Annotated in this window: 13 protein-coding genes; 8 read left to right on the top strand and 5 right to left on the bottom strand. The window is 68.3% G+C overall.

What is annotated here, in order from left to right:
- Positions 1 to 197: 197 nt before the first annotated feature.
- From rsgA to AB0L60_RS38775, 3 genes are read left to right on the top strand one after another with little or no spacing between them, the layout of a single operon-like run.
- Positions 198 to 1,304: a ribosome small subunit-dependent GTPase A gene (gene rsgA / locus AB0L60_RS38785; protein ID WP_364624825.1), complete on the top strand. Its 1,107-nt coding sequence runs from the start codon at positions 198 to 200 to the stop codon at positions 1,302 to 1,304.
- 21 nt (positions 1,305 to 1,325) lie between these two features.
- A complete protein-coding gene (locus AB0L60_RS38780; RefSeq protein WP_364624823.1) occupies positions 1,326 to 2,654 on the top strand; it encodes a sensor domain-containing protein in 1,329 nt (442 codons plus the stop codon).
- Positions 2,642 to 3,289: a response regulator transcription factor gene (locus AB0L60_RS38775; protein ID WP_364624821.1), complete on the top strand. Its 648-nt coding sequence runs from the start codon at positions 2,642 to 2,644 to the stop codon at positions 3,287 to 3,289. The genes AB0L60_RS38780 and AB0L60_RS38775 overlap by 13 nt, the downstream gene beginning before the upstream one ends.
- On the opposite strand, the gene AB0L60_RS38770 is transcribed toward AB0L60_RS38775, so the two are convergent.
- Both AB0L60_RS38770 and AB0L60_RS38765 read right to left on the bottom strand, forming a co-directional pair.
- The gene (locus tag AB0L60_RS38770; RefSeq protein ID WP_364624819.1) at positions 3,290 to 4,816 is read right to left on the bottom strand and encodes an alpha/beta hydrolase; all 1,527 of its coding nucleotides are present in this window, start codon (positions 4,814 to 4,816) and stop codon (positions 3,290 to 3,292) included.
- 11 nt (positions 4,817 to 4,827) lie between these two features.
- Positions 4,828 to 6,015 (bottom strand): serine hydrolase domain-containing protein, encoded by a 1,188-nt coding sequence (locus AB0L60_RS38765; RefSeq protein ID WP_364624817.1) that lies wholly within the window; start codon positions 6,013 to 6,015, stop codon positions 4,828 to 4,830.
- Between the two features lie 262 nt (positions 6,016 to 6,277).
- Between AB0L60_RS38765 and AB0L60_RS38760 the strand changes: the two genes are divergently transcribed.
- Together AB0L60_RS38760 and AB0L60_RS38755 are read left to right on the top strand one after the other, a co-directional pair.
- The gene (locus AB0L60_RS38760; protein WP_364624815.1) at positions 6,278 to 7,126 is read left to right on the top strand and encodes an NAD(P)-dependent oxidoreductase; all 849 of its coding nucleotides are present in this window, start codon (positions 6,278 to 6,280) and stop codon (positions 7,124 to 7,126) included.
- 90 nt (positions 7,127 to 7,216) lie between these two features.
- Entirely contained in the window at positions 7,217 to 8,059 is an 843-nt protein-coding gene (locus AB0L60_RS38755) for an SDR family NAD(P)-dependent oxidoreductase (protein WP_364624813.1), read from the top strand.
- Between the two features lie 59 nt (positions 8,060 to 8,118).
- Here the strand turns inward: AB0L60_RS38755 and AB0L60_RS38750 are convergent, their stop codons facing one another.
- Entirely contained in the window at positions 8,119 to 10,014 is a 1,896-nt protein-coding gene (locus tag AB0L60_RS38750; protein ID WP_364624811.1) for a glycosyltransferase, read from the bottom strand.
- A 239-nt stretch (positions 10,015 to 10,253) separates the two neighbouring features.
- The gene (locus AB0L60_RS38745) at positions 10,254 to 10,757 is read right to left on the bottom strand and encodes a GtrA family protein (RefSeq protein WP_364624809.1); all 504 of its coding nucleotides are present in this window, start codon (positions 10,755 to 10,757) and stop codon (positions 10,254 to 10,256) included.
- 97 nt (positions 10,758 to 10,854) lie between these two features.
- Between AB0L60_RS38745 and AB0L60_RS38740 the strand changes: the two genes are divergently transcribed.
- The 3 genes from AB0L60_RS38740 to AB0L60_RS38730 are packed head-to-tail and all read left to right on the top strand — an operon-like array spanning position 10,855 to position 14,242.
- Positions 10,855 to 11,826, top strand: coding sequence for a glycosyltransferase (locus tag AB0L60_RS38740; protein ID WP_364624807.1), 972 nt, complete (start codon positions 10,855 to 10,857; stop codon positions 11,824 to 11,826).
- 50 nt (positions 11,827 to 11,876) lie between these two features.
- Positions 11,877 to 13,427 (top strand): DUF2142 domain-containing protein, encoded by a 1,551-nt coding sequence (locus AB0L60_RS38735; RefSeq protein WP_364624805.1) that lies wholly within the window; start codon positions 11,877 to 11,879, stop codon positions 13,425 to 13,427.
- Positions 13,424 to 14,242: a hypothetical protein gene (locus AB0L60_RS38730; protein WP_364624803.1), complete on the top strand. Its 819-nt coding sequence runs from the start codon at positions 13,424 to 13,426 to the stop codon at positions 14,240 to 14,242. Before AB0L60_RS38735 ends, AB0L60_RS38730 begins: the two co-directional genes overlap by 4 nt.
- A 311-nt stretch (positions 14,243 to 14,553) precedes the next feature.
- Here AB0L60_RS38730 and rfbB read toward each other — a convergent pair whose 3' ends face one another.
- Positions 14,554 to 15,558: a dTDP-glucose 4,6-dehydratase gene (gene rfbB, locus AB0L60_RS38725; protein ID WP_364624801.1), complete on the bottom strand. Its 1,005-nt coding sequence runs from the start codon at positions 15,556 to 15,558 to the stop codon at positions 14,554 to 14,556.
- Positions 15,559 to 16,047: the final 489 nt, after the last annotated feature.

Below are 16,047 nucleotides of genomic sequence, written 5' to 3'. Positions count from 1 at the left end.
AGCCTGACAAGGTTGTCCCCGTTCTTGTTCGGCGCGGTCACCACGGTGACGGCATGAGGAGAGATGGGAGGTGGAGTTACGTGACGACGGCAGTGCGGATTGCCGTGCCCGGGCGAGTGTTCGCCCCGCGCGCATCCACCTCGAATTCCTCTCGCTGAGTCCGTGATTCGGGCTCGGCCCGTCAAAGGACTCCACACATGGCTTCGGTCGATCTCGACCTGCTCGTTCCCTACGGCTGGAACGCCGCCCTCGCCGCCGACTACCGGCCGCTGCTGGGTGATGATCTGATTCCGGCCCGCGTGATCTGTATGGATCGCAGTGAATGCGATATCGCCGCACCCCTTCCCACCGCCGACTACCAGAGCCGCCTGACGGCCGCCGTGGTGCGGGCCCGGCTCCCCCGCTCGGATTCCGAGGTCAGCGGGCTGTGCACCGGCGACTGGGTGGCCATCGACGCCGCACGCACGGTGCGCGCCCTGCTGCCGCGCCGCACCGCCATCGTCCGGGCCGCCGTGTCCGGGCAGCCCGATGCCCGCGCCAAATCGGCCGATCAGGTGCTGGCCGCGAATGTGGACACCGTGCTGGTGTGCACCGCCGGCGACGGGGATGTCGATCTCGGGCGCATCGAGCGGCTGCTCGCGCTGGCCTGGGAATCCGGCGCCCAGCCGACCGTGGTGCTCACCAAAGCCGATCTGGCGCACGATATTCCGATCGAGCACGTCCGAGCCGCCGCGCCGGGCGTCACCGTGGTGGCGGTCAGCGCCACCGCTGGTGTCGGCATGGATGTGCTGGCTTCGCTGCTCTCCGGCACGGTGGCATTGATCGGGCCCTCGGGCGCGGGCAAATCCACCCTCGCCAACGCGCTGCTCGGCGCGGAAGTCTTCGCCACCAACGCGGTTCGCGAGGGCGACAAGCGCGGCCGCCACACCACCGTGCACCGCGAACTGCGGCCACTGCCCGGCGGCGGCACCCTCATCGATACCCCGGGGTTGCGGTCGGTCGGGCTCTGGGACGCCGCCGAGGGGCTCGGACGGACCTTCAGCGATATCGAATCCCTGTCCGGGCAATGCCGTTTCACCGACTGCTCGCACGCGAGCGAACCGGGGTGCGCGGTGCTGGCGGCCATCGAATCCGGCGCGCTGCCCCGGCGTCGCCTGGACAGCTATCGCAAGCTGAGCCGCGAGAACGAATGGCTGGCCGCCCGCAGCGACGCGCGCATGCGCGCCGAGCGGGCGAAGGTGTGGAAGCAGATCAACAAGGACCAGCGCCGCCTGTACAAGGAGCGCGGCGGCAGGCAGCGCTGACCGGATCAGTAGGTTGGTGGCATGAGTGCCGACCCCATGCCGGAGCGCGGCCCGGTGGCCGTGCGGCGGTGGGTCGCGGGTCGGCTGCGGGCACTGCCGGGGAGCATCGGCTATTTGCTGGTCGGCGGCGCTACCGGCGTGGCGGCCACGGTCGCCACGGTCGGTTTGTTCGTGGTGGCGGTCACCAGCCTCGGCGGGGTGGGCATTCCGGCGATTCCCGAGTACCTGCGGCTGATCCGGCCGCTGACCGAGTTCGAACGGCGGCGGGCGGGCAAGTGGCTGGGCGCGCCGATCGTGGTGGCGTATCGGCCGATGACCGGCGGGCTGCGGCAACGCCTGGCAGGCGCCTTCCGGGATCCGGCGAACGGCCGGGATATCGCGTGGCTGTGCGTGCACGGGGTGCCCGGCATGGTGGTGGCGTTGTTTTCGATCGGACTGCCGTTGGGTGTGCTGAATCAGCTGGCGATTCCGGTGTATTGGCAGATCGTGCCGCCGGGCACCGTCGACAGCTTCGGCTTCGTGGTCGATTCCTGGCCGCTGGCCGGGCTCAGCGCGCTCATCGCGATCCCCTTGGCGGCCCTGGTGCTGCGGCTGCCCACGGTGGCCCGCTGGCAGGCGCTGCTGGCACGGACGCTGCTCGGTCCGGCGCCGGGCACCGAGCTCGCGGTGCGGGTGGCGGAGTTGACCGCCACCCGGGCCGCCGCGCTCGACGCGCACGGGGCGGAACTGCGGCGCATCGAACGGGATCTGCACGATGGCGCGCAGGCGCGGATCGCGGCGGTCATCATGCAGCTCGGGCTGGCCGACCAACTGCGCGAACGGGATCCGGCCGCATCGTCGGACCTGGTGCGTAAGGCGCAGGACACGGCGGAGGCCGCGTTGGCCGAACTCCGAGACGTGGTGCGGACCGTGTATCCGCCGGTGCTCGCGGATCGTGGTCTGGCGAGCGCGATCTCGGCGCTGGCCGCGCGCTCCCCGATTCCCGTCGAACTCGCTCTCGGCGGCCCTGTCGCGCTGCGCCGGGACACGGCCGAGGTAGCGGATTCGAGCAGATCGGGACCACGGTGGCCCGCGGCCGTCGAGGCAGCCGCGTATTTCGTCATCTCCGAGACGATCACCAACGCGACCAAACATTCGGGGGCCGAACATCTTCGGGTTTCCCTCGGAGGCGATGCCGGGCTGCTGACCGTCGAGGTCCTGGACGACGGGGCCGGCGGGGCGCGGGAGACCGAGGGCGGCGGGCTGGCCGGAATCCGGCGGCGGGCCGAGGCGCTGGACGGGCGGATGCTGCTCAGCAGTCCGGCGGGTGGGCCTACCGTAGTGCGAGTGGAGCTGCCGTGCGGGTCGTGATCGCCGAGGATGATGCCCTGCTGAGGGAAGGGCTGGCGCTGCTGTTGCAGACGGCGGGCATCGAGGTGGTCGCCGCGGTCGACAATGCGGACGATTTTCTCGCGGTGGTGACCGCCGATCGGCCCGATGCCGTGGTCGTGGATGTGCGGCTGCCGCCCACCTTCACCGATGACGGATTGCGAGCCGCGGTGCGCGCCCGCGAGATTCACCCCGGCCTGCCGGTGCTGGTGCTCTCGGCCTGGGTCGAGGACAGCTACGCCGCCGAACTGCTCGGCGATGGGGCCGGCGGGATCGGATACCTGCTCAAGGAGCGGGTCGGGAAGGTGGATCGGTTCCTGGATTCGCTGCGGCGGGTCGTCGAGGGCGGGACCGCCATGGATCCGGAGGTGATCTCGCAGCTGCTGGTGCGGCGCAAGACCGACGATCCCCTGGCCGCGCTGACCCCGCGCGAGCGCGAGGTGCTGGCACTGATGGCCGAGGGGCTCGACAATGCGACCATTGCCGAGCGCCTCGTGGTCACCGAAGGCGCTGTGCTCAAGCACATTCGGAGCATCTTCGCCAAGCTGGGGCTGTTCGCCGACGAGGTGGGCCACCGGCGGGTGCTGGCCGTGCTCACCTATCTGAACGCTGGATGATCACTCGTCGTGACAGGTGAGGTCGGCGGCGGGCAGGGTGCCGTCGGCCAGGTAGGTGTTCACGGCGTCGTACACGCAGGAATTCGGGTAACGGCCCAGGATCGAGTGGATGGCGACGTCCTGCAGCGTGACCATGCGAGAGCCGGTGAGCGCCCGGTGCATGGCGAGTGCACCGCCGTAGTTGGTGCGGGTGTCGCCGGTGGCCTGGATGATCAGGTTGGGCACCGAATTGCCGAGCACGGTGGGGGATTCGGCGGGCGGGGCCCAGAACGCGCACGGCGTGATGTTGTTCGCCATCGCGCCGAAGACCGGTTGGGTGGCGCGGGAGGCTTCGATATTGCGCCAGTACCAGTCGGGGTCGCGGGGCGCGCCGACATCTCCGCAGAGGATGGCCATCTGGGGTGAAATGTCGCGTGGCTGCGCGCGCAGGATCATGGCCAGCTTGCCCGCCAGATCCTCGTCGGGCCGTACCGGTTTCCCGGCGGCGGCGTCGGCCAGCTCTCGGATCTGTTGCGCGGCAAGACCGTAGCCGTGCGGTGAATCGAAGGCGATAAACAGCACCAATGGCAAGGAATGCGCGTCGAGGTCGTCGTCGCCGATCCGGATCGGCTGGGCGGCGGCGTGTTCGATGAGTCGTTCGACCAGACCGCGAACGGCCGCGCCGGTGGTGCCGAGGTGGTATTCGTCGTCGCGCTGGGCGGTCCAGGCCGCCCAGGCGTCGAGCGCGGCCTCGTTGGGTGAGCCCATGTCCTGCATCATGCCGACCGCGCCGTAGCGGTCCGGGTCCACGCTGCCGTCGAGCACCACGCGGTCGGAACGGTCCGGGAACATCTGCATGTACACAGCACCCAGGTAGGTGCCGTAGGAGGTGCCCAGATAGCTGATCCTGGTTTCGCCGAGCACCGCACGAATCACGTCCATGTCCCGAGCCGTATTGCGAGTCGTGAAGTGCGGCAGGCGATCTCCTTCCACCGTGGCGCAGCGCGCCGCCAGATCGGCTTGGTCGGCAACGGATTCGGCGAACCCCTTGGCATCGACGCCGGCGAACTGCAGGCCGAAACCGTGCGGCCAGTGGCAGTTCACCGCCGAGGAGCGGCCGACACCGCGCGGGTCCATCCCGATCAGGTCGTAGCGGGCGCGGACCTCGGGGGTCAGGGCCTTGCTCGTCTCCACGAAGTAATCCAGGCCCGCACCGCCGGGACCGCCCGGGTTGGACAGAATGACACCGCGCCGCTGGGCCGGATCCGTAGCGGGGATGCGCGAGATGGCGACGGTGATCGTGCGGCCTTGCGGCTCGGCATAATTCAACGGCACGGTGACATCGGCACACTGCGCGCCCATGTCGTCCAGGCCCGGCGCATCGCAGGACTTCCAGGTGAGCTGCTGGTGGTTGTAGCGGTCCAAGCGCTCGGCCGCGGTAGCGCGATCGGTGCGGGCGGTCGTCGTGAAGGCGACCGCGCCGACGAGTCCGGTGACCGCGATCGCCACCGGAATGCTTCGGGCCCAAGCCAATTTGCGAAACGACACGAATAGTCCCCTCATCGTGAACAGAGGGCGGCATCGAACACCTTCGACACCGCGTCGGTGGCGGCCTCATCGGCCGGGAGCTGATTGACGGTCACCACGACCGCGGTGCCGTCGGAGGCCACGCCGTTGCGAGTTTCGAACCCGGGGATGCTGCCGCCGTGACCCCATACCTGCTTGCCGCAGGAGACCGGGTGGTGGATCAGGCCGAGTCCGTAGCCGGATCCGGGTTCGCCACGGTCCCAGGGGACGGTCTGTTTCATCTCGTCCAATTGCGCGGCGGGCAGTAGTTTCCCGGCGAGTAGGGCGGTGAAGAATCGGTTCAGGTCGGCGGGGGTGGCGACCATCGCGCCCGCGGTGTCGGCCCAGGACGGGTCCAGATCGGTGAAATCGATACGCTTGCCGTCGGTTTCCTGATACCCCCGCGAATGCGGGCCCCGGATGCCGGTCTCCCGCGCGTCCGGGAAGTAGGTGTCGCGCAGACCCAGCGGTTCCAGGATGCGGCTGCCGATCTCGGCGGCCGCCGGGCGGCCGGTGACGTTTTCGATCAGCAGGCCCAGCACGATGTAGTTGGTGTTGGTATAGACCGAGCGCGCGCCGGGCTCGAAGCGCGGCGGCATGGACATGGCGATGCGCACCAGATCCGCGGGTTCGTAATGGCCCCAGCGGATTCCCTCGGTGTCGGCCGCCAGCTGCGGGGCCCCGGGCACGGGGGTCGGCTCGGGTCGGCCGCCCGCCAGGTAGTCGGGCAGGCCGCTGGTGTGCCGCAGCAGCTGGCGGATCGTGACGCGGTTGCCGTCGTTGCCATTGCCCCGCACCACGCCCGGCAGGTAGCGCTCGATCGGAGCGTCCAGTTCGACCTTGCCCTCGCCGGCCAGTTGCAGCACCACGGTGGCGACGAAGGTCTTGGTATTGCTGCCGATCCGGACCCGGGCATTGTCGGGGATGGGTGCGCCGGTCCCCAGGTCGCCGGCGCCCGCGGTGAGGACGTGATGGCCGTCGGGGCCGTCGATGACGACCTGGGCGCCCGGGAAGCCGCTGCGGATCACGGTGTCGAGGGCCTGCGTGACGGTGCGGTACAGCTCCTTGCGGGCCGGCTCGCCGCTCCCGGATTGGGTGCCGCACGCCTGGGCCGCGAGTACCGCCAGCACTCCCAAACCGGCCAGCACGACTCGGCCGCGCGGCCGCCGTAATGCGCTCATGGAAGACATTCCTCCTGTTCAGGCCGGGTTCTCCGGCCGGTTCGAGCCTAGGAACGCGGGGGCCGGCGGCCCATGCCCCGCGCACCCCGATCGAGGTCGCGCCCGGTACCGCGGCGGAGGTGGTGCCAACGCTACCTATATGCACCTTGTTGCATATAGCTCATTTCTCACCTACTGTTCGAGTTGGGAGAATTTCCGCCCCACTCGGCCTCCGAGACGCGGATGATCGAACCCGGGGCGACACAGCAGACGGGAGCGGACTATGACCGACGCATCGAAGCAGCTGGCGGGCCGGACCATGATCATGTCGGGCGGGAGTCGCGGCATCGGGCTGGAGATCGCCAAGCGGGCGGCGGCCGACGGCGCGAACATCACCATCATCGCGAAAACCGATGCGCCGCATCCGAAATTGCCCGGCACCATTCATACCGCGGCGGCCGAGCTGGAGCAGGCGGGCGGCACCGTGCTGAAGTACCTCGGCGATGTGCGCGACGACGAGGCGGTGGCGGACGCGGTCCAGCAGACCGTCGAGCGCTTCGGCGGCATCGACATGGTGGTGAACAATGCCTCGGCCATCGATCTGTCCCCCACCGAGTCCCTGCCGATGAAGAAGTACGACCTCATGCAGGACATCAACTGCCGCGGCAGTTTCCTGCTGTCCAAGCTCAGCATCCCGGCGCTGCGGGAATCCGCCGAGGCCGGTCGCAATCCGCACATCCTCACCCTGTCGCCGCCGCTGAACCTGGATCCGAAGTGGGCGGGCATGGCGCTGGGCTACACCATCGCCAAGTACGGAATGTCGCTCACCACACTGGGTTTGAGCGAGGAACTGCGCAAGTACGGGATCGGCGTGAACTCGCTGTGGCCGCGCACCACCATTGCCACCGCGGCGGTGCAGAACCTGCTCGGCGGCGCGGAGATGGTCGCCACCTCCCGCACGCCGGACATCTACGCCGACGCCGCCTACCTGGTGCTCACCTCGCCCGCCAAGGACACCACCGGCAACTTCTTCATCGACGACGAAGTCCTTGCCGCACACGGCATCACCGATCTCGACAAGTACCGGGTGGTGCCCGGCGACGGCCCGCTCACCACGGACCTGTTCCTCTGACCTCGATCGGCTACCTCGGCTGAGCGGGCTCAGCCGAGGCCGGCTGGCGCACGAGGGAATACGTGCGGTCGTCCGTGGTTGACCGGACGCATGAGCATTGCCCTCGTAACAGGTGCGAACCAAGGGCTGGGACGGGCCGTCGCGGCCCTGCTGGCCGAGCGGCTCGAGGCCGGATCCACCATCTATGTCACCGGACGCAACGCCGAGCGGGTCGCTGAGGCGGCGGCGGGGATTCCCGGTGCGGCGCCGCTGATGCTGGATGTCGGCGATGACGCCAGTGTGGCGGCCGCGGCCCGGCTGATCCGGGAACGGCACGACGGAATCGACGTCGTGGTGTCCAACGCGGCGGCGCGGCGCACCGCGGAACGCAGTGACGCCGAGACGATTCGCGAGTTCGTGAACACCAACAACCTCGGCGCCACCCGCATGATCCGCGAGTTCGGGCCACTGCTGCGGCCCGGCGGCCGATTCCTGGTCGTGGCGAGCGCTTTCGGTAGCCTGCGCTATCTGGATCCGAGCCTGCACCACCTGTTCGACACCGACGTCATGACCCTCGAGGACCTCGACCGGGTCATGCTCGAGTACGCCGAGCTGGTCGAGAACGGCAAGGACCGCACGGCGGGCTGGCCGGAGTCCGTCAACTACCCGTCCAAGATCGGCCAGGTCGCCGCGGTCCGGATCTTCGCCCGCGAGGCGGGGCGCGATGTCTTCATCGGCGCGGCCTGTCCGGGTTTGGTGGATACCCAGGCCTCGCGGCCGTGGTTCACCGATATGTCGCAGGCGCAGCCGCCCGAGGCGGCGGCGGTGGATGTGGTGTCGCTGCTGGTGGATCCGGTGAATCCGGCCTTCGCGGGGCAGCTTGTCCAGCATCGGGTGGTGATCGGCTGGACGGCGTCCGAGGGCGGCGGTCCGGAGCAGCCCGGCCGCCGCTGAGACGAAACATGGCCCGGGACACCAGGTCCCGGGCCATGGTCAGGCGAAGATCCTGGCCGCTAGTCGATTCCGTAGAGACGTTCCCAGTTCTCGCGGCTGGTGAGTTCCGGCATGGCGGCTCGCCAGCGGCGCTGCAGGTCGGGGAGGTCCTTGCGGAGCTGCCGGAGCACGCGGACGGTGCGGAGCAGCAGGCGGCGGGCGGTTTCCTTGTCGCGCACGCGGACCCGGACACCGGACTGGGAGGCGTCGGTGACGACCACGTGGTTGAACAGGCCGACGTGCCACCAGTGCGCGTCCTCGCGGGTGACCGCGACCGGGCCGGGGATGACGCGGCCGGTCCACTGGCTGAGGGCGCGCTTGTAGAGCACCAGCAGCGGGTGGCTCGGCTCGCCGCCGGCGCGGCGGACGTGCAGGTGCGCGTTCGGGACCGGGGAGGTGGCGGCCGGATACTTGACCGTCTCCGGGTAGTCCGAGCGCGAGCCGCGGGCCTTGGCCAGCGCCTCGATACCGCCGTCGCGCAGGATCTCCGGACCGCGCAGGTAGTCCTCGATACCCTGCAGGGTGGTGTGCGCCAGGCCGTACTGCATGCCGACCAGGTACTCACCGATCTCCCGGAGCAGCTGGCGGGTAATGGATTTCGCGTCCAGGTCGTGGTGCAGCGAGGAGACGATGAGCGAGTTGCGCGAGGAGAAGTAGCGCGCCCAGTCGTCGAAGTCCTTCCAGTAGAAGTCGGCGTGCCACACGGCGGCGTTGGGCAGGGTGACGGTGACGAAACCGTTCTCCCGCGCGCGCAGGCCGTATTCCACGTCGTCCCACTGGAAGAAGATCGGCACCGGTAGCCCGATCTTCTTGACCACCTCGGCCGGGATGAGGCAGGTCCACCAGGCCTGGTAGCCGGCGTCCACGCGGCGTTCCTGGTGCTTCTTGAGCATGCTGGTGTTGCGCAGCGCCTTGGCCACCTTCTGGCCGTGGCGCAGCTTGCCCAGATTCGTCTCCTCCGCACCGACATTCAGGTAGTCGGGGTTGAACAGGAACAGCATCTGCGCGCCCACCAGGGTGGGTTCCACGGTCAGGTTGGCGAAGGCGTTGAGCCGCAGCACCGTTTCCGGCTCGCACAGGATGTCGTCGTCCATGAGGATGACGTCGGCGTGTTCGTTGGCGCCCGACACCTCGTAGAGGCCGCGCGTGAAGCCGCCCGCGCCACCGAGATTCGGCTGCCGGATGTAGCGCAGCTTGTCGCCGAACTTCGGCCGGGTCTCGGTGAACAGCGTCTGGTCCTGCACCAGGTCGGTGCCCTGGTCGACCACGTAGACGGCGTCGATGAGCGACAGCACCGTGGGATCGGAGGCCAGGGCCGCAACGGTAGCGGCGCAGTCCGGGGCGCGGTTGAAGGTGCAGATGGCGATGGCCACCGGGCGCACCTGCTCGGGCGCGGCCGCGGTCCACTCCAGATCGGTGATCACGGCCTCGCCGCCGAGGGCCTCGATCTCCAGCCACAGCGCGCCGCCGTCGATGTACATGTCCAGCGGTGCGCGCAGCACCACCCGTCCGGTCTCCCTGACCACCGCGGTGTCGACCACCCGGCGGTGACCGGCGATATCGGAGGCGGCCAGCCGGATCCGTACCTTGCCGGTCGCCTCGAGGGTCATGCCCACCTCGACCTCGGTGACCTTGGTCCAGCGCTGCCAGTAGGCGGCGGCGAAGCGCCCGAAGTAGGTGTTGGTGTTGACCGACGCACCCTTTTCCAGGCGTAGCGTCTGCCGATCGCGGGTGACCTTGCCCTTGGCCACCGCGTACAGGTCGTCGCTGATCTTCGGCGCGGGTCCGCAGAAGATGCCGCGGGCCAGCACCAGCCGCTCCGGCGCGGTCTGTTCCGCGCGCAGGGTGGTGGGAGCTTCCTCAGCGTTCTCCCGGTCCTCGGTTTCGGTCACGGCCTGCCCAGCCGACGCATCCATGAATCCCTCGACATCCTTTGAATACTTGAGACACCGGCTCATCCGACGTGGTCGCACCGCCACTGTCATTGTCTTGCTCGGCGGGGCGAGAATATCAGTGCCTATTGGCCTCCGCTGCGCTCCGGCTGTTCGCGGCCCCGCAAGCTCGATTCTTCCCTCCTCCGCTTCGCTCCCCCGCTCCAAGCGCGGGGAGGCGGAGCGCAGTCCAGAAACGAGCCGGGCCGCGAACCTTCTGGTGATCAAGCGTTATTCGCTCCCAAAGCTGGTCTGGTGAAGACGAATTTCCCGTAGGCCCAGAATCGGAAGCCCATGGCCACCGCCTGGCCGATGAGTGTCCCGGAAACGTTGTCCGCCAACGGACTGTCCAGTCCGAGAACGTAGCGTGAAAATCCGAGACACCCCAGCTGCAGGCCGATGGCCAACACATTCAGCAGCGCGTAGACGAGGATGTGCCGCGCCCCGGTATCGCCCCGGTGGTCGGAGTAGGTCCACCACTTGTTGCCGAAATAGGTGACCACCGTGGCCACCCCGATGGAGATGATCTTGGCGACCAGCGGGGCATGGAACAGCGGGCCCTCGCCGCCGACGAAGACCAGCAGGTTGTAGGTGCCCGCATCGACCACGAAGCCGATCGCGCCGACCACCAGAAATGCCCCGCCCCGCTGCAGCAGGGCCCGGACCTTGCCGGTCAGAGAGGCATTCGGGGTGGGTTCATCCACCGCCGTGGACTCGTTCGCAGGCACCGGCCGACGGTACCGCAACCCGCCGCGCCCCTATACCTGTGAAGGTCGGGTACCCTCCCCGATGTTCATATTCGCCTCCGATCAGAGGATTGACCGGGTGGACTCCACCGAGCTTCGTATTGCCGCCATTGTGCCGTGCCACAACGAAGAGGCCGCCGTCGCGAAGGTCGTCACCGACCTCAAGGCCGCCGTCCCGGGCATAGTCGTCTACGTCTACGACAACCTGAGCACGGACGCCACCGCCGACAAGGCGCGCGCGGCCGGGGCGATCGTGCGGACCGAGAACCGCAAGGGCAAGGGCAATGTGGTGCGGCGGGCCTTCGCCGACATCGAGGCCGATGTGTATTTGATGGTCGACGGCGACGACACCTACGACGCCGCCGCAGCCCCCGAGATGATCCGCACCCTGCTCGCGGGCCCGTACGACCACGTGCTGGGCGTGCGCCGCGAGGTCGAGGCCGGCTCGGCGTACCGGGCCGGGCACGAGACCGGCAACAAGATCCTCAATGGCGTGGTCGGCAAGGTCTTCGGCGAGAACGTCGAGGACATGCTCAGCGGCTACCGGGTCTTCTCGCGCCGATTCGTGAAGTCGTTCCCGGCGGTGTCGCGGGAGTTCGAGATCGAGACCGAGCTGACCGTGCACTCGCAGCACCTGGGGGTCCCGCAGACGGCGGTTCCGGTCGGATTCCGTGATCGGCCCGCGGGCAGCGAGTCCAAGCTGCGCACCTACAGCGACGGCTTCAAGATCCTGCGCCTGATCATCGGCCTGGCCCGGCACGAGCGGCCGGTCGCCTTCTACGGCCTGTTCGGCACGCTGGCCTGGATCGTCTCGGTCATCCTCATCACGCCGATCGTGATCGAGTTCTATCAGATTCACCAGGTCCCGCGGTTCCCGACGCTGTTCCTGGGCTTCACGCTGCTGCTGCTCGGCAGCCTGTCCTGGACCGCCGGCCTGATCCTGGACGGCATCCGCCGCTCCCGGCACGAGGCCGCCCGCCTGATGTACCTGCGTTATTCGGCGGTCGGCGAGACCGGCCCCGATGCCCGGCCGGGCGGTTCGCTGCGATGACGATGCGGCTTGCCGGGCAGAATCCCGACGGCAAAGCAGAATCGGACACCGTGGCTACCGAAGTGAACGACAGCACGACCATCACGGCACCGGCCCCGGCCGCTCCCGCGCCGAGGACGGCAGGGCTGCGGCGCGCGGTGATCGGCATCGAGCGGCGGTTCGGTTCGGCCGCCGTGGTTTTCGTGCTGATCGCCGGCATCTTCGGTGCGGTGTGGTCGGTGCTGACGCCCCCGTTCTGGGGCCACGACGAGATCACCCAGTTCGGCCGGGCCTACCAGGTCGCGCACGGCGGCTTCCTGCCCGAGAAGATCCACGACGATCGCGGGCCGGCGTGGGGCGGCGACGTGCCGATCAGCATCGACGCGCTGATGAGCTACGCCTTCAACGACTATCAGGACAACCCGGACGAGCCGGAGCCCATGGTCGAGGATCCGCACGTCTACGACCAGCTGGGCGGGGCCGCGGTCTCCGATCGGACCAAGCAGGTGTGGTTCACCAATACCGCGGCCTACTCCCCCGTTCCGTACCTGCCGCCCGCCGCGGGCATCCGCATCGCCGAGACCTTCGACCTCAGTGTCGGCGGCATGGTGCTGGCCACCCGCTGGGCCGGGCTGATCGCCTACCTGGTGATCGTCGGTTTCGCGCTGCGCGTGCTGCGCGGGCACCGGGTGCAGTGGCTGGCCTTCACCGTCGCGGTGCTGCCCATCGCGCTGTTCCAGGCCGGGACCGTCACCGCGGACACCGTCACCAATGCGCTGGCCCTGCTGGTGTCGGCGCTGGTGGTGAAGGGCCTGTTCCTCGGCGAGCGACTGACCCGGCCGGAGACGGTGGCCGCGCTGGCCACCACCGTGCTGCTGCCGGTGTGCAAGCCGACCTACGTCCTGATCGCCATGCTCACCGTGCTGATCCCGGTGCGCCGCTTCGGCTTCGGCGGCACCGAGCGGATCGCCGTGTGGCAGCGGGTACTGCCGTGGGCGGCCGCGGGCGTCGGCGCGATCTCGTTCGCGGTGTGGATGAAGATCGCCGCCCCGACCGGTGACGGCATGAGCCTGATGCGGCCCGAGAAGCAGTGGGGCACTGTGCGTCCGGGCGACCAGCTGCACGGCATCCTCACCGACCCGTTGCACTTCCTGCGGATATTCGGCGACAGCATCGCCCGCCGCGACCAGCACTGGTTCACCCAGTTCTTCGGCGAGCTCGGCTTCTCCTACGTCGAGGTGCCCGCGCTCACCATCCTGGCGAGCCTGCTGGCCTTCACCATGAGCATCGGTGCGGCCGAACGCTTTCCGGTGCGCGGCGCGGACCGCACGCGCACCTGGCTGGTGCTGCTGACCATCGCGGCCAGCGTGGCCATGATCTATGTGACGCTGTACATGTCCTTCACGCCGGTCGGTTACTTCATCATCGACGGAGTGCAGGGCCGCTACTTCGTGCCACTGGCGGTGCTGGGCCTGGCGGTGGTGTTGCGCTGGATGCCGCTGCGGCTCACCGACGCCGCGGGGCGGGTCCCGGTGCGCGGCGTGGCGATCACGGTGGTGGCGGCCACCTCGGTGGCGCTCATCGCCGCGGTGATCAAGTATTCGACTATCGTCTGGGGATGACCCGCTGGGGAGTCCGATGGCGTCGATCGTCACGGGCGCGGCGAATTGCCGTGGTGTTGCCGATCATTGTCGCCATCCTGCTGACTCCCGTTGCGGCGGCCGCAGTGTTCCTGCGCCTGCAGGACGCCGGCACCCTGCGCGGCGATGCCCGCACCCGCGGCCACGACGCCGTCTGGCTGGGGCACGCCTGGGTCGACGGCCGGAAATCCGACGCCGATATCGCCCAGCTGGGAATTCTGCTGGCCGGGACCGGAATCAAGGATCTCTACGTGCACACCGGGCCCCTCGACAATGACGGCACGCTGTCTCCCCGGCTCTATCCGCAGGCCCGCTGGTTCCTCGGGGCCGTGCATCGGACACTGCCCGGAATTCGCGTACAGGCGTGGCTAGGAGATGTGCTCACTCCCGAATTCGACGGTCTGAATACCGATGATCCGGGGACTCGCGAGCATGTCGTCACGACATCGTCGCAGGTACTCGATCTCGGATTCGACGGTATTCACTTCGATTTCGAACCGGTGCGCTCGGGATCGAACGGCTATGTCACCATCCTGGATCGGGTCCGCGCCGTCACTTCGGCCCGGCACGCGCTGCGGCGCGATCGGATCGACCATGGCGGGAGTGCCCCGGACGCGACGTTCACAGCGAGGGCGATCCGGGTCACGGCGATTCGGAACTGCTGTCGGTCTCCGCTCCGGTTATCGATCCGCTACCCGGATTGCATTCGCTCGGCGTGGCCTTGTTCGATCACGGGAAATGGTGGTCGCAAGCCTATTTCGCGGAGGTGGCCCGGCGCGTGGATCAAATCGCCGTGATGTCCTATGACACCGCCATGCCGACCCGCGCACTGTACGGCGGGTATGTCGCGCAGCAGACCTGTCTGGCCCTGCAGGTCACACCGCCCGGCACGGATCTGCTCATGGGACTGCCCGCTTTCCGGGCCGAGAACGCGGCCCATCACGGCGCGGCCGAAACCGTCGCCGCCGCGCTGCGTGGCGTGCGCCTGGGGCTGGGCCGCTCCACGCGCGACCGCCGGACATTCGGGGTCGCGCTCTACGTGGATTTCGCGGCCACAGGATTGGGCAGACTACCGGCAGGACTGGGCCCAGTCCGTCCCTCTCAGCGGCTAGATGACCTTTTCACCCGCGGCGACGTAGGCGGATTCGGTCGCGGCCTTCTGTGGGCGCCACCAGGATTCGTTGTCGCGGTACCAGTCGATGGTGGCCGCCAGGCCCTGGCGGAAATCGTGGTACCGCGGCTCCCAGCCGAGTTCGGTGCGCAGCAGGGAGGCGTCGATGGCGTAGCGCAGATCGTGGCCGGGACGGTCGGTGACGTGATCGAAATCGTCCGGGGCACGGCCGAATGCCTCCAGGATCAGCTCCACCACGGACTTGTTGTCGCGTTCGCCGTCCGCGCCGATCAGATAGGTCTGGCCGATGCGCCCGCGCTCCAGGATTTCCCAGACCGCGCTGTTGTGGTCGTCCACGTGGATCCAGTCGCGCACCTGGTGACCCGCGCCGTAGAGGCGAGGGCGGACACCGTCGATGAGATTGGTGATCTGCCGCGGGATGAACTTCTCCACATGCTGGTAGGGCCCATAGTTGTTGGAGCAGTTGGAGATCGTGGCCCGCACCCCGAACGACCGCACCCAGGCGCGGACCAGCATGTCGCTGGAGGCCTTGCTGGCCGAGTACGGACTCGACGGGTTGTAGGGGGTGTTCTCGCCGAATGCCGAGGGGTCGTCGAGTTCCAGATCGCCGTACACCTCGTCGGTGGAGATGTGGTGGTAGCGCACCTGATGGCGGCGCACCGCCTGGAGCAGCGAATAGGTGCCGACGATATTGGTCTGGACAAACGGCCACGGGTCGGCGAGCGAATTGTCGTTGTGCGATTCGGCGGCGAAATGCACCACCGCGTCGACGCCGCCCACCAGGCGATCCACCAGCGCGGTGTCGGCGATGTCGCCGTGCACGAACTCGATTCGGTCCGCGACCGGGTCGAGTGAGGCGCGGTTGCCCGCATAGGTGAGTTTGTCCAGCACGGTGACTTGCACACCGGGACGCGCAGTCACGGTCTGGTGAACGAAGTTCGCGCCGATGAACCCGGCGCCGCCGGTTACGAGCAGTCGCACAGGGAAACACTACGTCGGCCGGGGCGAAGGCTCGCGATGGGTACGGGAAGTTGCCTTCTTTACACCAGCCGCGCGGTCGTTGTGCGCGGAATCGGACATCCGGTTGAAACAAACGCACGTAATTGAAAGGCGGCCGCTCGGTCCAAATGTCGCAATTCCACGGTGCTGCCGCGACATTCGTGCGACCAGCGTGACGACTTTCCATGCGGCATGTGTGACCTTCCTCACACGGACTGCTCCGGGTAACGATCAGGCGGATCGTATATCTGCGTCAAAACCTTTCGCTTGCAGCGCGTTTCCACTACCTTGCAGACCGCGCGATCGTCTTGGTGAACAAAATTTGAACGGACGGACACGATGGGTTCACCGCTCGTTAGCTGTTCTCCATTTCGATTCGTCGTGTCCCCCCGAGCTCTTCGATGAGGTTTCTACAAATGCTGATGAGGAAATTCGCCGCCACCGCGGCGCTGGCCGTCGCTGCCCTGGGCA

The organism is Nocardia sp. NPDC051981 (genome assembly GCF_040680715.1).
Taxonomy (GTDB): Bacteria; Actinomycetota; Actinomycetes; order Mycobacteriales; family Mycobacteriaceae; genus Nocardia.
Note: the sequence above shows the minus strand (reverse complement) of the source record. Positions and strands in the feature narration are given on the sequence as shown.

Coding starts and splice junctions, on each gene's coding strand:
- rsgA (WP_364624825.1), top strand. CDS start 198: ATGGCTTCGGTCGATCTCGACCTGCTCGTTCCCTACGGCTGGAACGCC.
- AB0L60_RS38780 (WP_364624823.1), top strand. CDS start 1,326: ATGAGTGCCGACCCCATGCCGGAGCGCGGCCCGGTGGCCGTGCGGCGG.
- AB0L60_RS38765 (WP_364624817.1), bottom strand. CDS start 6,015: ATGAGCGCATTACGGCGGCCGCGCGGCCGAGTCGTGCTGGCCGGTTTG.
- AB0L60_RS38760 (WP_364624815.1), top strand. CDS start 6,278: ATGACCGACGCATCGAAGCAGCTGGCGGGCCGGACCATGATCATGTCG.
- AB0L60_RS38755 (WP_364624813.1), top strand. CDS start 7,217: ATGAGCATTGCCCTCGTAACAGGTGCGAACCAAGGGCTGGGACGGGCC.
- AB0L60_RS38750 (WP_364624811.1), bottom strand. CDS start 10,014: ATGGATGCGTCGGCTGGGCAGGCCGTGACCGAAACCGAGGACCGGGAG.
- AB0L60_RS38730 (WP_364624803.1), top strand. CDS start 13,424: ATGACCCGCTGGGGAGTCCGATGGCGTCGATCGTCACGGGCGCGGCGA.